Annotated in this window: 11 protein-coding genes and 2 tRNA genes; 11 read left to right on the top strand and 2 right to left on the bottom strand. The window is 67.8% G+C overall.

From position 1 onward, the window contains the following. The first annotated feature begins 16 nt into the window (after positions 1-16). The 5 genes from SNE35_RS16015 to SNE35_RS15995 all read left to right on the top strand — a co-directional run bounded on the left by SNE35_RS16015 (position 17) and on the right by SNE35_RS15995 (position 4002). Positions 17-895, top strand: a complete 879-nt coding sequence (locus SNE35_RS16015; protein WP_320423929.1) for an alpha/beta fold hydrolase — start codon at positions 17-19, stop codon at positions 893-895. Then, entirely contained in the window at positions 892-3141 is a 2250-nt protein-coding gene (locus SNE35_RS16010) for a RelA/SpoT family protein (RefSeq protein WP_431312755.1), read from the top strand. Before SNE35_RS16015 ends, SNE35_RS16010 begins: the two co-directional genes overlap by 4 nt. A 64-nt stretch (positions 3142-3205) precedes the next feature. After that, a tRNA-Val gene (locus SNE35_RS16005) sits at positions 3206-3282 on the top strand. An 80-nt stretch (positions 3283-3362) separates the two neighbouring features. After that, positions 3363-3439, top strand: a tRNA-Val gene (locus tag SNE35_RS16000). 179 nt (positions 3440-3618) lie between these two features. Beyond that, complete coding sequence (locus SNE35_RS15995; protein WP_320423928.1) at positions 3619-4002, top strand: hypothetical protein; 384 nt, start codon at positions 3619-3621, stop codon at positions 4000-4002. A 9-nt stretch (positions 4003-4011) separates the two neighbouring features. Here SNE35_RS15995 and SNE35_RS15990 read toward each other — a convergent pair whose 3' ends face one another. Continuing rightward, positions 4012-4995 carry an AraC family transcriptional regulator gene (locus SNE35_RS15990; protein WP_320423927.1) on the bottom strand — a complete coding sequence of 328 codons (984 nt, stop codon included), beginning with the start codon at positions 4993-4995 and terminating at the stop codon, positions 4012-4014. A 227-nt stretch (positions 4996-5222) separates the two neighbouring features. Here SNE35_RS15990 and SNE35_RS15985 point away from each other — a divergent pair, with 227 nt between their 5' ends. The 6 genes from SNE35_RS15985 to phaR all read left to right on the top strand — a co-directional run bounded on the left by SNE35_RS15985 (position 5223) and on the right by phaR (position 15223). Beyond that, a complete protein-coding gene (locus SNE35_RS15985) occupies positions 5223-6641 on the top strand; it encodes a coniferyl aldehyde dehydrogenase (protein WP_320423926.1) in 1419 nt (472 codons plus the stop codon). A gap of 7 nt (positions 6642-6648) precedes the next feature. After that, on the top strand, positions 6649-8280 hold the full coding sequence (locus tag SNE35_RS15980; RefSeq protein WP_320423925.1) for a GMC family oxidoreductase: 1632 nt from the start codon (positions 6649-6651) through the stop codon (positions 8278-8280). Between the two features lie 37 nt (positions 8281-8317). Then, positions 8318-10282, top strand: coding sequence for an alkyl/aryl-sulfatase (locus SNE35_RS15975; RefSeq protein WP_320423924.1), 1965 nt, complete (start codon positions 8318-8320; stop codon positions 10280-10282). 131 nt (positions 10283-10413) lie between these two features. Next, positions 10414-12441, top strand: coding sequence for a M13 family metallopeptidase (locus SNE35_RS15970; RefSeq protein ID WP_320423923.1), 2028 nt, complete (start codon positions 10414-10416; stop codon positions 12439-12441). A 70-nt stretch (positions 12442-12511) separates the two neighbouring features. Beyond that, positions 12512-14530, top strand: coding sequence for a M13 family metallopeptidase (locus SNE35_RS15965; RefSeq protein ID WP_320423922.1), 2019 nt, complete (start codon positions 12512-12514; stop codon positions 14528-14530). A gap of 87 nt (positions 14531-14617) precedes the next feature. Further along, positions 14618-15223, top strand: a complete 606-nt coding sequence (phaR, locus tag SNE35_RS15960; protein WP_320423921.1) for a polyhydroxyalkanoate synthesis repressor PhaR — start codon at positions 14618-14620, stop codon at positions 15221-15223. A gap of 68 nt (positions 15224-15291) precedes the next feature. On the opposite strand, the gene SNE35_RS15955 is transcribed toward phaR, so the two are convergent. Then, positions 15292-17952, bottom strand: a complete 2661-nt coding sequence (locus SNE35_RS15955) for a S8 family serine peptidase (RefSeq protein ID WP_320423920.1) — start codon at positions 17950-17952, stop codon at positions 15292-15294. Positions 17953-18018 lie beyond the last annotated feature (66 nt).

The raw sequence follows: 18018 nt of genomic DNA, 5'->3' as shown, positions 1-18018 counted from the left end.
CAGAGGGAGCGAGACCATGGCCGAACCGACCCTGAAGCGCGTGCAGTGCCTGGGCCCCGCGGGCCTGCACAAGATGGCCTACTGGCAGTGGGAACACACCGGCGGCCTGGCGAATCCGCCGACGCTGGTGTGCGTGCACGGCCTGAGCCGGCAGGGCCTGGACTTCGCGGCCCTGGCGCAGGCAATGAGCGATCGCTACCGCGTGATCGCGCCGGACGTGGCCGGCCGCGGCCGATCGGACTGGCTCGCCAATCCGGCCGGCTACCAGATCCCCGCCTATATGGCGGACATGGTCACGCTGCTCGCCCGGCTCGATGCGATCGAGGTCGACTGGGTCGGCACCTCGATGGGCGGGCTGATCGGCATGGGCCTGGCCTCGCTGCCCGGCAGCCCGATCCGCCGGCTGGTGTTGAACGACGTCGGCCCGGCGATCCGCTGCGAGGCGATCCAGCGCATCGGCACCTATCTCGGCCAGCCGATCCGTTTCGATTCGATCGAGCAGGGCACCGAGTACCTGTGGACGATCTCGAAGAGCTTCGGGCCGCACACGGCCGAAGAGTGGGCCGCGCTGTCGGCGCCGATGTTCCGGCCCGATGGCGACGGCAAGTTCCTGCTGCACTACGACCCGTCGATGGCGCTGCCGTTCAAGGCGGTCACCGCCGAAATCGCCGCCGCCGGCGAGGCCGCGATGTGGAAGGCCTACGACGCGATCACCTGCCCGACCCTGCTGCTGCGCGGCGCCGAGTCGGACCTGCTGACCGTCGACACCGCCGCGGCCATGACGCAGCGCGGCCCGCGCGCGCGGCTGCATGAGCTGCCCGGTGTCGGCCACGCGCCGACCTTGGTCCATGCCGACCAGATCACCGTCGTGCGGGAGTTCCTCGGCGGCGCATGAAGACGAGCCCGGGACTGCAGGCGGGCGCCGAGGAAGCGACTGCGCCGATCGTTGCCTTGATGGATGTCGAGACGGCGGGCGAGGACGTCTCGCCCGTCCAGCGCGCCCGCGCGTTCGCCGAGCCGCTGCTGGCCGGCCAGGCGCTCGAGACCGGCGAAGACGCGCTGGCCCATGCCGACGGCGTGGCCGCGATCCTGGCCGGCATCGGTGCCGCGCCGGCGATGCAGGCGGCGAGCTACCTGGTCTATGCCGGCGACTACCTGAACAAGCCCGAGGAGATCGTCAGCAAGGCCTTCGGCGAGTCCTATGCCAGCCTGGTGATGCACACGCGCCGCCTGGTGCAGATCCAGCGCGCCGCACGCGAGGCGCAGCACGTCGGCCAGGAGCAGCGCGCGCAGCAGACCGAGCGGGTGCGCAAGATGCTGCTGGCTTTCTCGCGCGACCTGCGCGTCGTGCTGCTGCGCCTGGCTTCACGCCTGCAGACCTTGCGCTGGTTCGCCGCCAGCAAGACGCCGTGTCCGCAGAGCGTGGCGGCCGAGTCGCAGCAGGTGTTCGCGCCGCTGGCGAACCGGCTGGGCATCTGGCAGATCAAGTGGGAGCTGGAGGACCTGGCCTTCCGCTTCCTGCAGCCGGAGCGCTACAAGGAGATCGCCAAGGCCCTGGATGAAAAGCGGGCCGAGCGCGAGATTGGTGTCGAGGCGGTGCGGGCGCAACTGCAGGCAGACCTGGCGGCTCATGGCATCGAGGCGCAGGTGCAGGGCCGGCCCAAGCACCTCTACAGCATCTACAAGAAGATGCAGGGCAAGGCGCTGGCGCTGGAGCGGGTGTTCGACCTGCGCGCGCTGCGCGTCGTCGTGGCCGACGTGGCCGAGTGCTATGCCGCCCTGAGCTGGCTGCACGAGCGCTACACCCCGGTGCCCGATGAGTTCGACGACTACATCGCCAAGCCCAAGCCGAACGGCTACCAGTCGCTGCACACGGTGGTGCTGGCTGCCGACGGCCGGCCGATGGAGGTGCAGATCCGCACGCGCCAGATGCACGAGCATGCCGAGCACGGCGTGGCCGCGCACTGGGCCTACAAGGAAGCCGGTGCGCGTGGCTACGCGGGCATCATCGCCAGCGATGACCAGGTGGCCCAGGCGCGCAAGGCGGTGCTGCGCCAACTGCTGGCCTGGGAGCGGGATTTCAGCGAAGGCGCAGAATCGGCCGAGCCGGGCGTCTACGACGACCGCATCTACGTGTTCACGCCGCAGGCCTCGATCGTCGAGCTGACGGCCGGCGCCACGCCGATCGACTTCGCCTACGCGGTGCATACCGACCTGGGCCACCGCTGCCGCGGCGCCAAGCTGGACGGCCAGATGGTGCCGCTGAACACGCGGCTGCAGAACGGCCAGACGGTCGAGATCATCGCGGCCAAGGAGGGCGGTCCGTCGCTGGACTGGCTCAACACGGAGCTCGGCTACCTGCAGAGCTCGCGTTCGCGCACCAAGGTGCGTGCCTGGTTCAACAACCTCGCTCTGGCGCAGACGGTGGCCAAGGGTCGGGAACTGGTCGAAAAGCTGCTGCAGCGCGAGGGCAAGACGGCCATCAAGCTCGATGACCTGGCTTCGCGGCTGGGTTTTCGCAGCGCGGACGCGCTGTTCGAGGTCGTGGGCAAGGACGAGTTCTCGCTGCGCAACATCGAACTGCTGCTGCGCCCGCCGGCGCCCGAGCCGGATGAGGACGAACTGCTGGCCCAGCGCCGCAATCAGCGCTCGGGCGGGTCGGCCGGCGCGGCGCCGCGCGGCGGCGTGCTGGTCGTCGGCGTCGATTCGCTGCTGACCAATCTGGCTCGCTGCTGCCGGCCGGCACCGCCCGACGAGATCGGCGGCTACGTGACCCGCGGCAAGGGCGTGGCCATCCACCGTGCGGCCTGCACGAACTTCCGCCAGATGGCGCAGCGCGCGCCGGAGCGGGTCATCGCCGTCGAATGGGGTGGCGATGCGGGGCAGGGCGGCAAGGGCGCGCCGGTCTATCCGGTGGACGTGGTGATCGAGTCGACGAACCGGCCGGGCCTGCTACGCGACGTGCTGGAAGTGCTGGCGAAGGAGAAGTTCCACGTCAGCGCGGTGAACACCCAGTCCACCAAGACGGCCGAGGCCACGCTGACGAACCTGACGGTGGAAGTGGCCGATTCCGGTCGGCTCGCGCAGGTGCTGCGCAGCGTGGCGCAGGTCTCCGGCGTGAAGTCCGCCCGGCGGAAATAGAAGACGTGCGAGGCCGCACTTCTTGTCGGCCTCATGAAAACTGGCATATACTGCTAGCTTCAGCAGGCGCGTAGCTCAGTTGGTTAGAGCACCACCTTGACATGGTGGGGGTCGTTGGTTCGAATCCAATCGCGCCTACCAGATTGACGGGAACACGTTGCCCGGCAGATCATGAGATTGCCGGGCTTAGTTTTTTGAAGATCTGAACTGCTGAAGGCCCCAGGCGCGTAGCTCAGTTGGTTAGAGCACCACCTTGACATGGTGGGGGTCGTTGGTTCGAATCCAATCGCGCCTACCAAATAAAGCAAAGCCCGGCACGAAATCTTCGTACCGGGCTTTTTTCTTGCATCGCGGAACCCTAAAGTTGCGCGCGATCGCGCCGATAAGGACTCATGAACTGCCGGGCAGCCTTGCCAGCCCGGGCCGTCGGCATGGCGCAAGCGCCTCGGTCGGCGGTCGTTTTTGTGGAGGTTTGCCATGATTCCTGCCGTTACCAGCACCACTGCTGCCAGTACCAGCACGGCAGCGGCCCGCCATGCACCCGCCGACGATAGCGTCGCAGCGGTTGCTGTCTCCACGCCTGTCACAGCCACCCCAACCACCGCAGCCCCCGCGAGCAGCACGAACGATGAGGCCGCCACCGTGACGATCTCCGAGCAGGCTGCCACCCAGGAAGCGGCGGCTCAGACGGTCAAGCCGGACTGGACCTTCCAGGCAGCGGACGGCAACAAGGACGGCAAGGTCACCGTCTTCGAGCAGCAGGTCTACGACTTCCGCCACTACCCTTCGTCGCTGGAGAAGGCCAAGGCCTACAACGAGACCGGCGAGGAACCTAAGCCCGATGCCGGGCTGACCGCCTGATCGCCCCTCTCAGGCCGATCGCAGCTTCCGCCACGCCGCCGGGCTCGAGCCCGTCCAGCGCTCGAACGCGCGCACGAAGCTGCGCTGATCGCTGAACTGCAGCGCTTCCGCCACCGCGCTGGTCGGCATGCCGCTCAAAAGCAGTCCCTCGGCGCGTTGGCGACCCTGCTGCTCGTGCAGGTCCGAGTAGCGGATGCCTTCACGCGCCATGGCGCGGTGCAGCGAGCGCAGGCTCAGGCCCATCGAGGCCGCCACCGCCGGCAGCGGCAGCAGACGACCCTCGGCGTCGAACAGCCGATCCCGCAGGCCGCTGCCATCCTGGCCCAGGCCGCGCGCGGCCAGTTCCCGTTCGCAGGCCTGGCGCGAAATCTCGACGCTGGCGGTGTTGTGGAAATTCAGGCGCAGGGCGAGATGCGAAGCGTCGAAGACGATCCGGTTGCAGGCCGCGCCGAAGGTGACCGGCGCGCCGAACAGGTCTTGCAGCCCGCTGCGCAAGCCCGGCGCGTCGAAGGCGAATTCCACGCGCTTGAGCACGCCCAGCGGCGCCATCGTCACCTGGCGGATGCTGTTCAGCGCAGTGGCCAGGTGGTCGATGGCGAGGAAGGGCCGCATCTCGGGATCGTCGAACAACTCGTCCGCGACGATGGCCGCTTCCGCGCCGTCCTGCGCCAGCCGCAATTGCAGCATCGAGCCGGCTACCAGCTGGTAGCGCATGCCGAATTCCAGCGAGCCGCCCAAGGTTGCATGCGACATCAGGCCCAGGCCCATCACGCCGAGATGCGGCAGCGACTTGCGCGCGCCGGACAGGATTGCCAGTTCCAGGCTGTGATGGTGGTGCAGCGCCCGCTGCAGGCTTTCGCGCGCTTCGGCGTAGCTGCAATACGGCTGCGTGGGCAGGCCCGCGCCGCTGCCGGCGGTGAAGCTCGGGAACAGCGCGGGATCGGTCCAGTCCTGCTCCTGCGCGACGGCCAGCACGCCCGCGAACGGATGCACCGGGAAGACGCGATCGTGAATCGTCGGTTTGCGGGTAGTCCCTTGCTGGGAAAACCCTGAGTTGGCACTCAATGTCATGAACGTGGCATCGCCGGTCATAGCCGATTTTCGTGCGCCTGCGCACCATTCGGGTTTCTCATGGCGGCCCGCGCACCAGCAAGGGTAAGGGCTGCGCACCGCCATGCCTACAGAAGAAACGCTCGCCCCGCGAGGAGGAGATGCCCGCCATGAACGCTTTGACCCCCGAGGCCACCGCCGCCAGCCTTCTGACCGCGCAACGCGCCGCACACGGCGCCGATCCGACGCCCGACCGCGCGGTGCGCATCGACCGGCTGGACCGCATCGCGCGCATGCTGGACGAGCATGCCGCCGATTTCGTCCAGGCGATCTCGCAAGATTTCGGCAACCGCTCGGCGCACGAGACCTTGCTGGCCGAGGTGGGCGTGCTGAGCACCAGCATCACCCACACCAAGCGTCACCTGCGGGGCTGGATGAAGACCCGTCGTCCCGGCACCTCGCTGGCCTATCTGCCGGCCAGTAACCGCCTGATGCGCCAGCCGCTGGGCGTCGTCGGCGTGGTCTCGCCCTGGAACTACCCGCTGCAGCTGAGCATCGGCCCGGCGATCGGCGCCGTCGCGGCCGGCAACCGCGTGCTGATCAAGCCCTCTGAGCTGGCGCCGGCCTTCGCGGCGCTGCTGGAAAAGCTGGTCGCCAAGTTCTTCAAGCCCGAGGAGATCGCCGTCGTCTGCGGCGATGCGCAGCTCGGCGCGGCCTTCTGCGCGCTGCCCTTCGACCATCTCGTGTTCACCGGCTCCACCGCCGTCGGCCGCAAGGTGGCCGCCGCGGCGGCGCCGAACCTGACGCCGCTGACCTTGGAGCTGGGCGGCAAATCGCCCTGCATCATCGATCGCTCGGCGGACCTGAAGGCCATCGCCCCGCGCATCGCCTTCGGCAAGCTGATGAACGCCGGCCAGACCTGCATCGCGCCCGACTACCTGCTGGTGCCGGCGGGGCAGGGCGCCGCCGTCGCGCAAGCGCTCAAGGCTGAGGTCGCCAAGATGTACCCGACGATCGAGAGCAACCCCGACTACACGGCCATCATCTCGCCGCGCCACCGCGCCCGCCTGCAGCAGCTCGTCGACGACGCGAAGGCCCAGGGCGCGACCATCGTCCCGCTCAGCGACGACGCGACGCCGCCGGGCTCGCGCAAGTTCGCGCCCGTGGCCGTGCTGAACACGACGCCAGCCATGCAGATCATGCAGGAGGAGATCTTCGGCCCGCTGCTGCCCATCGTCGAGGTTTCCGGCACCGCGGAAGCGATCGCCAGGATCAACGCCGGCGAGCGGCCGCTGGCCCTCTACTGGTTCGGCAGCGACGGCGCGGCACGCGAGCAGGTGCTGCGCAACACCATCGCCGGCGGCGTGACGATCAACGATTGCCTCTGGCACATCGGCCAGGAGTCGCAGCCCTTCGGCGGCGTCGGCGCCAGCGGCATGGGCGCGTATCACGGCGAGCACGGCTTCCGCGCCTTCAGCAAGGAGAAGCCGGTGTTCGTCCAGTCCTCGCTCAGCGGCATCCCGCTGCTGTACCCGCCCTATGGCCGCGTCTTCGCATTCATGCTGAAGCTGATCCGGTTCATCGCCTGAGGACGACATGGGCAACAACAACGAATTCGACTACGTGGTCGTCGGCGGTGGCTCCGCGGGCTGCGTGATCGCCGCGCGCCTCAGCGAAGACCCGACGGTCAGCGTCTGCCTGCTCGAAGCCGGCGGCCCCGACAACAGCGTGTTCATCCACGCGCCGGCCGGTGTCGTCGCGCTGCTGCCGACCAGGCTCAACAACTACGCCTACAAGACCGTGCCGCAACCGGGCCTCAACGGTCGCCGCGGTTACCAGCCGCGTGGCAAGACCCTGGGCGGCTCCAGCTCGATCAACGCGATGCTCTATGTGCGCGGCAACCGCTGGGACTACGACCACTGGGCCGCGCTCGGAAACGAGGGCTGGTCCTACGAGGACGTGCTGCCCTTCTTCCGCCAGTCGGAGCACAACGAGCAGTTCCACGACGAGTTCCACGGTCAGGGCGGCCCGCTGAACGTCACCTACCAGAACTTCCACAGCCCGCTGAACGACCTGTTCCTCGAGGCCGCCGCCGCCCACGGCATTCCGCCCAATGCCGACTACAACGGCGCCGAGCAGTTCGGCTCCTTCATGTACCAGGTGACGCACAAGAACGGCGAGCGCTGCAGCGCCGCCAAGGCCTACCTGACGCCGAACCTGTCGCGGCGAAACCTGAAGGTCGTCACCCGCGCCACCAGCCAGCGCGTGCTGATGCAGGGCCGCCGCGCCGTGGGCATCGAGTACACGCAGGCCGGCGAGAAGCGGCGGGTGAGGGCGCGGCGCGAGGTCGTGCTGTCGGCCGGTGCCTTCGGCTCGCCGCAGCTGCTGATGCTGTCGGGCATCGGCGCGGGCGCCGAACTGCAGAAGCTGGGCATCGCGACGGTGGCGAACCTTCCCGGCGTCGGCAAGAACCTGCAGGACCACATCGACCACGTACAGAACTGGCGCGTGCCCAGCGACACCGAGACCTTCGGCATCTCGCTGCGCGCCGGCCCCAAGATCCTGAAGGCGATGGCCGAGTGGCGCAAGCAGCGCACCGGCCTGATCACGACCTGCTATGCCGGCGCTGGTGCCTTCATCCGCTCCGCGCCCGAGGTGCGGGTGCCCGACCTGCAGCTGATCTTCGTGATCGGCATCGTCGACGACCACGCGCGCCGGATGCACCTGGGCCACGGCATCTCCTGTCACGTCGACCTGATGCGCCCTTACAGCCGCGGCACCGTCTCGCTGGCCAGCACCGACGCGAACGACGCGCCGCTGATCGACCCGCGCTTCCTGTCCGACGAGCGCGACCTGCCGACGCTGCTGCGCGGCGTGCAGATCCAGCAGCGCATCATGGAATCGAAGGCCTTCGACGGCGTGCGTGGCAAGCAACTCCACCCGACCCGCGCCGACGACCTGCAAGGCCTGGAGGCCGACATCCGCGCCCGTGCCGATACGCAGTACCACCCGGTGGGCACCTGCAAGATGGGCCCGGCGCATGACGGCATGGCTGTTGTCGATGAGCGCCTGCGCGTGCGTGGTGTCGAGGGCCTGCGCGTCTGCGATGCGTCGATCTTCCCGACGCTGATCGGCGGCAACACCAACGCGCCGACCATCATGGTCGGCGAGAAGGCCGCCACGATGATCCGCGAAGACGCCCGTCAGAAGGCGCTGGCCGCGGCCTGAATTGCATCCACCTGGAAAGACGAGAGACATGACGAGGATGACCCCGACCCTGATCGCCGGCGCCGTGCTGCTGGCCCTGCTGAGTTCCGCCGGCGCACAGACCGCACCGAAGCCCGCCGAGCCCGCGACCGTGCGGGCCAACGCCGACTTCGGCGCCACGCTGCCCTGGGCCGACAAGCAGTCCTTCGAAGATGCCCGCCGCGGCTTCATCGCCGGCATCCCGGGCAATGTGATCGCAGGCACGGGTCCGGCGCCCGCGTGGAACATGGCCGCGTACGACTTCCTGAGTGGCGACGCTCCGCCGACTGTGAACCCGAGCCTGTGGCGCCAGGCGCAGCTGAACGCGATCTCGGGCCTGTTCAAGGTCACCGACGGCATGTACCAGCTGCGCGGCCTGGATCTGGCCAACATGACCATCGTCGAGGGCAAGACCGGCCTGATCGTCATCGACCCGCTGCTGACCGCCGAGACCTCCCGCGCGGGCCTGGAGCTGTACTACCAGCACCGGCCGAAACGGCCTGTCGTCGCGGTGATCTACAGCCACGGCCATGCCGACCACTTCGGCGGCGTCAAGGGCGTGACCAGCGATGAGGAGGTGGCCGCCGGCAAGGTCAGGATCTACGCGCCCGACGGCTTCATGGAGACGGCGATTGCGGAGAACATCATTGCCGGCAATGCGATGAGCCGCCGTGCGGCCTACCAGTTTGGCGCGCTGCTGCCGCCGGGGTCGATGGGCCACGTCGACACCGGCCTGGGCAAGGCGCTGAGCCGCGGCGCGCTCACCTTGATCCCGCCGACCGACGTCATCACCGCCAAGGCGCCGGAGCAGGTGATCGACGGCGTGCCGATCGAGTTCATCCTCGCCCCTGGCTCCGAGGCGCCGGCCGAGATGATGATGTACTTCCCGCAGCAGCGCGTGCTGGACACCGCGGAGGTGACGACGCAGCACATGCACAACGTCTACACGATCCGTGGCGCCGAGGTGCGCGATGCCAACAAGTGGTCGGGCTACATCTCGGACGTGCGCGAACGCTATGCCGCCAAGGCCGACACGCTGATCATGTCGCACCACTGGCCCGTCTACGGCACGGCCGGCGTCGACCACTTCCTGGTCGTCCAGCGCGACCTCTACAAGTTCATGCACGACCAGACGGTGCGCCTGCTCAACGAGGGCTGGACGCCCGGCGACATCGCCGAGACGCTGAAACTGCCGGCCAGTCTCGAGAAGGAATGGACTGCTCACGGCTACTACGGCACGCTGAGCCACAACACCCGTGCCATCTACCAGAAGTACCTCGGCTGGTACGACGCCAACCCCGCGCACCTGAACCCGCTGCCGCAGTCCGAGGAGGCGAAGAAGCAGATCGAGTACATGGGCGGCATCGACGCCGTGCTCGCCAAGGCCCGCGCGGACTACGCGAAGGGCGAGTACCGCTGGGTCGCCAGCGTGATGAGCCAGGCCGTGTTCGCCGACCCGACGAACCAGGCCGCGCGGCAGCTCGCGGCCGATGCGCTGGAACAGCTCGGCTACCAGGCCGAGGCCGGCACCTGGCGCGGCGCCTACCTCAGCGGCGCGCAGGAGCTGCGCCGGGGCGTGCCCAAGCTCCCGCCGCCCAGCACGCTGAATGCCGACACGCTGAAGGCCGTCAATCTGGAGCTGTTCTTCGACTTCCTCGGCGTGCGCCTGAACGCTGCCAAGGCCGAGGGCAAGCGCCTGGTGCTGAACTGGAACTTCACCGACACGAAGCAGCAGTTCACGATGAACCTGGAGAACTCGGCCCTGACCTGGGTCGAAGGCCGGCTGGCAGCCAAGCCCGACGCCGGCCTGACCTTGACCCGCGACGCACTGAACCAGTTCCTGCTCGGCCGTGCCAAGCTGCCGGAGCTGATGCAGCAGGGCCTCGTCAAGCCCGAGGGCGACGTGCGCAAGTTCGGTGAACTCTTCGCGATGTTCGACAACTTCACGCCGGATTTCCCGATCGTCGAGCCGCTGAAGAAATAGTCCGCCTCGTGTAGCGACCCGGGATGACAGCATGACGAAAGCCATGTTGTCAGCCCTTTTCACTTCCACTACCCTGCACCGCTTTGCGGCGCGGCTCCGACGCGCCCGGAACCCATACAGGATGTGAGTCGATGAAATTCTCCAAGGCTTTCCGCTTGGCACCGCTGGTGCTGTCTCTTACGCTGGCGGGCATGAGCCACGCACAGACCCTGACCTCCGGCGTCGACAAGGCCGGCTTCGATTCCAGCGTCCGGATCCAGGACGACCTGTTCAGCGCCGTCAACGGCGACTGGGTCAAGAAGACCGAGATCCCGGCCGACAAGTCCAGCTACGGCGCCTTCATCAGCCTGCGCGACCTGTCCGACCAGCGCGTGCGTACGATCGTCGACGAGCTGGTGAAGCAGAAGCAGAAGCCCGGCACCGTCGAGCAGAAGATCGCCGACTTCTACGGCTCCTACCTCGACACCGCCGCCATCGACAAGGCCGGCCTGGCGCCGGTGAAGGCCGTGCTGGCCAGCATCGACGCGATCAAGACGCCCAAGCAACTGGCCACCTGGATGGGCCATGCCCAGGGCTCGTTCAGCACGCCGATGGCGCTGGGCGTGGACACCGATGCCAAGGACCCGACCGTCTACACGGCCGTGGCCTGGCAGGGCGCGCTGGGCCTGCCCGACCGCGACTACTACCTGAAGACCGATGACGAGCGCATGGCCAAGGCCCGCGCCGACTACGAGACCTACCTGACCACGCTGGGCACCCTGGCCGGCGACAAGGACGCTGCCGCCACTGCCAAGGCGGTGCTGGCACTGGAGACCGCCGTCGCCCAGGTGCAGCGCCCGAAGGTCGAGCTGCGCGACCCGGTGAAGAACTACAACCCGATGACCCTGGCCGAGCTGCAGGCCAAGGCCCCAGGCCTGGACTGGACGGCGATGTTCGACGCCGCCCACCTGTCGAACCCGAGCAAGCTCTACATCGGCCAGCCGGAAGTGGCTGAAGCCGTGGCCAAGCTGCTGGCCGACAAGCCGCTGGAGCAATGGAAGGCCTACCTGCGCCTGCGCGTGCTGGACGAGTCCAGCGACGTGCTGCCCAAGGCCTTCCGCGACGCCGGCTTCGCCTTCCACGGCACGGCCATCACCGGCACGAAGGAAGAGCGCCCGCGCTGGCAGAAGGGCATCACCGAGCTGAACGGCGCGCTGGGCGAGGCGGTCGGCAAGGTCTACGTGGGTCGTTACTTCCCGCCGGCCTACAAGGCCCGCATGCAGGAGCTGGTGCAGAACCTGCTGGCCACCTACAAGTCCTCGATCGACGGCCTGACCTGGATGTCGCCCGAGACCAAGGCCCAGGCCCAGGACAAGCTGGCCAAGTACACGACCAAGATCGGGTATCCCGATGTCTGGCGTGATTACTCCAAGCTGGTCGTCAAGGCCGGCGACCCGGTCGGCAACCGCGAGCGCGCGGGCCGCTTCGAGTGGGACCGCCAGGCCGTGCGCGTCGGCAAGAAGGTGGACCGCACCGAGTGGGGCATGACGCCGCAGACGGTCAATGCCTACTACAACCCCGCGATGAACGAGATCGTCTTCCCGGCCGCGATCCTGCAGCCGCCGTTCTTCGACATGGCCGCCGACGACGCGGTCAACTACGGCGGCATCGGCGCCGTGATTGGCCACGAGATCAGCCACGGCTTCGACGACCAGGGCAGCCAGTACGACGGCGACGGCAAGCTGCGCAACTGGTGGACCGAGTCCGACCGCAAGGCCTTCGACGCGATCACCGCCAAGCTGGTGGCCCAGTACGACGGCTACGAGCCGATCGCCGGCAAGCACGTCAACGGCAAGCTGACGCTGGGCGAGAACATCGCCGACCTGTCGGGCCTGCAGATCGCCTACAAGGCCTACAAGCACTCGCTGGGCGGCAAGCCCGCGCCGGTGATCGACGGCTACACCGGCGAGCAGCGCTTCTTCATCGGCTGGTCGCAGGTCTGGCGCACCAAGACCCGCGAAGCGCGCCAGCTGCAGCTGCTGACGATCGACCCGCACTCGCCCGGCGAGTTCCGCGCCGACGGCGCCGCGGTGAACCACGACGGCTTCCACGAGGCCTTCGGCACCAAGGAAGGCGACAAGATGTTCAAGCCGGCCGGCGAGCGCATCCGCCTCTGGTAAGCACTGCCTCACGGCCCGGAAGCCGCGACCTCGGTCGCGGCTTTTTTCCATTCATCGGAGATCCCCGTCCATGACATTCCCCTTCCGCCTCGCACCGCTCGTGCTGTCGCTGGCTGCGGCCTGCGCCTTCGCTGCACCGCCGTCGACCGGCATCGACCCCGCCGGCATCGACAAGTCGGTCCGCCCGCAGGACGACCTGTTCCGCGCCGTCAACGGCCGCTGGCTGGCCCGCACGCAGATCCCGGCCGACAAGGCCGACACCGGCTCCTTCTCGATGCTGGAGGACCTGTCCGACCAGCGCGTGCGCACCATCGTCGAGACGCTGGCCGCCAAGCCGCAGCAGGCCGGTAGCGACGAGCAGCGCATCGCCGATTTCTACAAGTCCTATGTCGACACCGCCGCGCTCGACAAGGCCGGCCTCGCGCCGCTGCGCGCGCAGCTCGCCGCCGTCGACGCGATCGACTCGCCGAAGGCGCTGGCCGCCTGGCTGGGCCGCTCGCAGGGCGTCAACAACACGCCGCTGCAACTGGGCGTGCTCGGCGACGCCAAGGACCCGACGCACTACGCCGCGCTGGCCTCACAGGGTGGCCTGGGACTGCCCGACCGCGACTACTACCTGAAGACCGATGACCCGGCGCTCTCCAAGGCCCGCGCCGCCTACCAGGCCTACCTGACCAAGCTCGCGACGCTATCCGGCGACCGCGATGCCGCCGCCACCGCCACCCGCGTGATGGCGCTGGAGAAGCAGCTCGCCGAGGTCCAGTGGGCGCAGGAAGACATGCGCGATCCGATCAAGATCTACAACCCGACGAGCCGCGCCGAACTCGCCGAGAAGGCGCCGGGCATCGACTGGGCCGCCTTCCTCGACGGCGCGTCGCTCGGCCAAGCCGAGCGGCTGACCGTGTTCCAGCCGAGCTACCTCAGCGCGCTGGCTCGCATGGTCGCCGAGGTGCCGCTGGACCAGTGGAAGGCCTACCTGCGCATGCGCGTGCTGGACGACGCCTCCGACGTGCTGCCCAAGGCCTATCGCGATGCCGGCTTCGCCTTCCACGGCACCGCCATCACCGGCACCAAGCAGCCGCGCCCACGCTGGCAGAAGGGCGTTACCGAGGCGAACAACGCGATCGGCGAGGCCATCGGCCGCGTCTACGTCGCGCGCTACTTCCCGCCGGCCTACAAGGCGCGGATGGAGGAGCTGGTCGCCAACCTGCTCGCGACCTACAAGGACTCGATCGACACGCTGAGCTGGATGTCCCCTGAGACCAAGGCGCAGGCCCAGCAGAAGCTCGCCAAGTACACGACCAAGATCGCCTACCCCGACCACTGGCGCGACTACTCGGCGCTGGAGGTCAAGGCCGGCGACGCGGTCGGCAACCGCGAGCGCGCCGGCCGTTTCGAGTGGGAACGCCAGGCACGCCGTGTCGGCCAGCCGGTGGACCGGACCGAGTGGGGCATGACGCCGCAGACCGTCAACGCCTACTACGAGCCCTCGCTGAACGAGATCGTCTTCCCGGCGGCCATCCTGCAGAAGCCCTTCTTCGACATGGCCGCCGACGACGCTGCCAACTACGGCGCGATCGGCGCCGTGATCGGCCACGAGATCAGCCACGGCTTCGACGACGAGGGCAGTCAGTACGACGGCGACGGCGCGCTGCGCAACTGGTGGACGGAGGCCGACCGCAAGGCCTTCGAAGCCGTCACCGCCCGGCTGGTCGCCCAGTACGACAGCTACGAGCCGATCCCCGGCCACCACGTCAACGGCAAGTTGACCCTGGGCGAGAACATTGCCGACCTGTCGGGCCTGCAGATTGCCTACAAGGCCTGGAAGCGGTCGTTGGGCGGCAAGCCGGCCCCGGTGATCGACGGGCTCAGCGGCGAGCAGCGCTTCTTCTACGGCTGGTCCCAGGCCTGGCGCGAGAAGATGCGTGGCGAGCGCCTGCTGCAGCTGGTGACGACCAATCCGCACTCGCCGGCGCAATACCGCGCCGATGGCGCGGCGGTCAACCACGACGGCTTCCACGAGGCCTTCGGCACCAAGCCGGGGGACAAGATGTACAAGCCGTCCGCAGAGCGCATTCGTATCTGGTGACGCAGGGGTAAACCCCTTCGGGACGCCCGGAGGGGCCCTCCTAGAATCGTTTTGTGCACCCGCACAAAAATATAGGAGCAAGGCGATATGGCGACGGCCCGCAGAGGCAAGGCGGCGAAAGCGGCGGACGAGACGACGGGCGCGCCCGAGGCAGCTAACGCTGGCAATGCAGGCAGCGCGATCCGCGTGCTCAAGAAGTACCCGAACCGCCGGCTCTACGACACCCAGACCAGCAGCTACATCACGCTGGCTGACGTCAAGACGATGGTGCTGGCCGCTGAGGCCTTCGAGGTGCGTGACGCCAAGACCGGCGAGGACATCACCCGCAGCATCCTGCTGCAGATCATCCTCGAGGAAGAAACCGGCGGCGTGCCGATGTTCAGCACCGGTGCGCTGTCGCAGATCATCCGTTTCTACGGCCACTCGATGCAGGGCGTGATGGGCGACTACCTCGAGAAGAACATGCAGCTCTTCTCCGACATGCAGGGCCGCTTCACCGAGCAGAGCAAGGGCCTGGCCTTCAGCCCCGAACTCTGGACCCAGTTCCTTGGCGGCCAGGCGCCGGTGATGCAGGAACTGATGGGCGGCTACGTGACCCAGTCGAAGAACATCTTCGAGACCATGCAGGAACAGATGAAGAACGCCGGGGTGCTGTTCCCGGGCATGCCCGGGTTCCCGCCGAAGAAGGGCTGAGTCCTCGTTCAGACATGCAAAAGCCGGTGCCAGGAATCCTGGCACCGGCTTTTTCTCTGCTTACTCGCTTACTGGGAGATGCCCAGCAGCTTGTTGAGTGCGGCCTGCGCGTCGATGAGGCCGTAACCGCTCTTGTAGTTCCACTTCTTGGCGTAGCTGTTGGTGAAGCTGCCGGCGTAGGCCTTGTCGCCCGCCACATTCACGGAGATGGTGGCGCCGGCGGAACCCGAGACTGCCGGGTTGCCGCCCAGGGGATCAGCGCTGTAGCCGAAGATGTTGGTCACATCGTTGCGGCGGCCGATGCCGAAGTTCAGCGTGGCGCCCGGCGCGAAGTTCGCGAAGTTGACCGTCAGGATCGAGGTCTGGCCGCTGGCGCCGGTACTCACGGTGTAGCTCGCGACGCTGGGCTTCGTGCTGCCGCCCGGAGGGGCAGTCGCGCCGTTGAACGCGCTGACGACGACGCCCGTGCCGGTGGCCGTGGTCGACGCGTCGGTCGGGATCGCCGAGGTCGGGTCGAAGTGGATGCCGACCTTGGACAGATCGATCTGCAGGCTGCTGAGCGACTGACCGGCCGCTCCGTTGAACGTCACCCGGAAGAAGTTGTTGTCCGCGCGTCCCCAGCCGCTGGCCGTCACCGTCACGGGGCCGGCCGTGGCCTGCGTGTAGTTGGGCGTCTGGTCCTGGTTGCTTTGCGTCGTGCTGGTCAGCAGCGTGCGCACGTCGGCAGGCGACAGCGTGATGCTGTTGGTCTTTGCGGCGCTCAGAAGCAGGGCGGCCACGCCGGCGGCGTGCGGTGCCGCAGCGCTGGTGCCGAAGAAGTTCGGGTAGCCGTCGCCGTTGAAGTCGTTCGGGCTCGGGTTGCTCGGGCCGGGCGCGGCGGGCGGGGTGCTGCCGCTGGTCACGTAGTCAGGCGGGAAGAAGCTCGTGCTGACGCCGTCCACGGCCGCGATCAGCGGCTGCTTGCGCGTGACCGGCACGGCCAGGCGCTGGTCGTTCGCATCGAAGTACTTGACGACCGGACCGTTCGACGAGAACTGCTCGATGACCGGGAAGACCACGTGCGAGGGATCGTGCACGTCCACCGTCGGCGACACGTCGTAGCGGTAGGCCGCCACGCCGCTGGCGCCTGCGGCGTCGTTGTGGCCGTGAGTCTCGACGTTGGAGATCGTCAGGAAGTCGCCGCGCACCGGCGTGTCGTTCGTCTCGATCGCGTAGCGGATGTGCGTGGCCTGGTTCGGCGTCACGCCTGCACCGACGGCCGAAGACCGATTGGTCTTGGCGATGACGATCTTGTAGGACGTGGCGGCGGCGAGGGCCGTGCCGGGCAGTTCGATCGGCGTGTTCGTGCTGATGCTGTTGGTCATGCCGCTGCGCGAGGTCTGGATCGCACCGGCCGAGCTGAACACGAGGATGTCGTAGTCGGTGGTGACCTGCTTCACGCCGTTGACGACGAGGTTGTACGGGTCGTCCCACTGGAACGAAATGATGCCGGTCGCATCGGCGCTGGTACCCGGGATGCGGATGTTCTGCACCAGGATCGGCGTACCGTCGGGATTCGTGCCGAAGCTGTGGAACGAGACGATCGCGGCCTTCTCGGCAGTGGACAGGCCGCTGTAGGTCACGCCCTGCGCGACCAGGCGCGCCTGCGCGTTCGCATCGTTCGCGACCGGGTTGAAGGTGGCCGTGTAGCCGGCGCTGTCGTCATTGCCGGCCGACGAGAAGTACGAGACGCCCAGCGCGTTGACCTTGTCGACTGCCTTGCCGACGGGACCGTCGGAGAACATCGGTTCGTCGTAGTAGCCCACGTCGTCGACGATGACCTGTGCGCCGGCCGCCTGCAGGGCAACGATGCCGGCGGCGAAGTCGACCTCGGACACGTCGGCGGTGTAGAAGGCCAGCTTCGCATCGGGCACCAGGTCGTGCACGATCTGCAGCATGCCGCGGCCTTCGTCTTCGACGCCGGTGCTGCTCGTGTAGTCCTTGAGGACGTTGACAGGCGTCGTGCGGCCGAACGGATTGTTCGGGCCGGGCAGGTCGCCGCTGAGCTGATCCTGCGCGTACTTGACGTTGGCGTAGAGCGGTGCGCTGCTGGTGCCCGTGCCGGTGGTCTTCAGCTTGTCGAAGCTGTCCGACAGGGCGCCGACGGTGATGCCTGCGCCGCTGTAGCCGCTCGCGTTGAGGTTCTCGGTCTTGTGGACGAAGGCGCCCTGGGAGGTGACCTTGCCCACACGATGGCGGGGCTTCAAGCTCAACTGGACGGAGCTGACGCCGCGCGTGCCGCCCAGCGTGGCAACCTGGCTCACCGGCACCCACAGCGACAGGGCGCCCTGGCGATACCAGTCGAGCCGTGCCACCACGGTGCTGCCGAGCGCTTCGTAGTCGCGGATCGCCTGGTCGATCGTGACCTTGCCGTCGAGGTAGACGTCGACCAGCACGCGGTTGTCGTCGCTGACGCGCGCCAGCTTCATGTCGGCGAGGGCCGTGCGGAAACCATCGTTCACGGTGGTCGCCGCCGTGGCGCCCTTGGTCAGCGACGAGGTGGCGGCCGGTGCTTGGTAGGCCTGCACGAGGTCGCTGAGGCCGAAGGCCAGGTTGTCCGGCAATGCCGGTGCTGTGAGGATCGTGGCCTTGCTCTGCGCAAAAGCGGAGCCGGAGGCGGCCAGCGCGAGCGCGACGGCCGTCAATGCAAACAGGTCACGCGACGAGCGAAGATTCTTTTTCGATGTCATGACAAAAGCCTGGTTGAACTTGAAGAAAAAGAGAGCGCAAATTCCTTGCGCGGACTTTTGTTGGGT

This window comes from Roseateles agri, from assembly GCF_034043675.1.
Lineage (GTDB): Bacteria > Pseudomonadota > Gammaproteobacteria > Burkholderiales > Burkholderiaceae_C > KK5.
The sequence above is the reverse complement of the archived record's forward strand: the minus strand, read 5'-3'. Positions and strand labels throughout refer to the sequence as shown.

Excerpts from the sequence above, each read along its gene's own strand:
- SNE35_RS16010 (WP_431312755.1), top strand. The coding sequence starts at position 892 with ATGAAGACGAGCCCGGGACTGCAGGCGGGCGCCGAGGAAGCGACTGCG.
- SNE35_RS15995 (WP_320423928.1), top strand. The coding sequence starts at position 3,619 with ATGATTCCTGCCGTTACCAGCACCACTGCTGCCAGTACCAGCACGGCA.
- SNE35_RS15965 (WP_320423922.1), top strand. The coding sequence starts at position 12,512 with ATGACATTCCCCTTCCGCCTCGCACCGCTCGTGCTGTCGCTGGCTGCG.
- SNE35_RS15970 (WP_320423923.1), top strand. The coding sequence starts at position 10,414 with ATGAAATTCTCCAAGGCTTTCCGCTTGGCACCGCTGGTGCTGTCTCTT.
- SNE35_RS15955 (WP_320423920.1), bottom strand. The coding sequence starts at position 17,952 with ATGACATCGAAAAAGAATCTTCGCTCGTCGCGTGACCTGTTTGCATTG.
- SNE35_RS15985 (WP_320423926.1), top strand. The coding sequence starts at position 5,223 with ATGAACGCTTTGACCCCCGAGGCCACCGCCGCCAGCCTTCTGACCGCG.
- SNE35_RS15975 (WP_320423924.1), top strand. The coding sequence starts at position 8,318 with ATGACCCCGACCCTGATCGCCGGCGCCGTGCTGCTGGCCCTGCTGAGT.
- SNE35_RS15980 (WP_320423925.1), top strand. The coding sequence starts at position 6,649 with ATGGGCAACAACAACGAATTCGACTACGTGGTCGTCGGCGGTGGCTCC.
- phaR (WP_320423921.1), top strand. The coding sequence starts at position 14,618 with ATGGCGACGGCCCGCAGAGGCAAGGCGGCGAAAGCGGCGGACGAGACG.
- SNE35_RS16015 (WP_320423929.1), top strand. The coding sequence starts at position 17 with ATGGCCGAACCGACCCTGAAGCGCGTGCAGTGCCTGGGCCCCGCGGGC.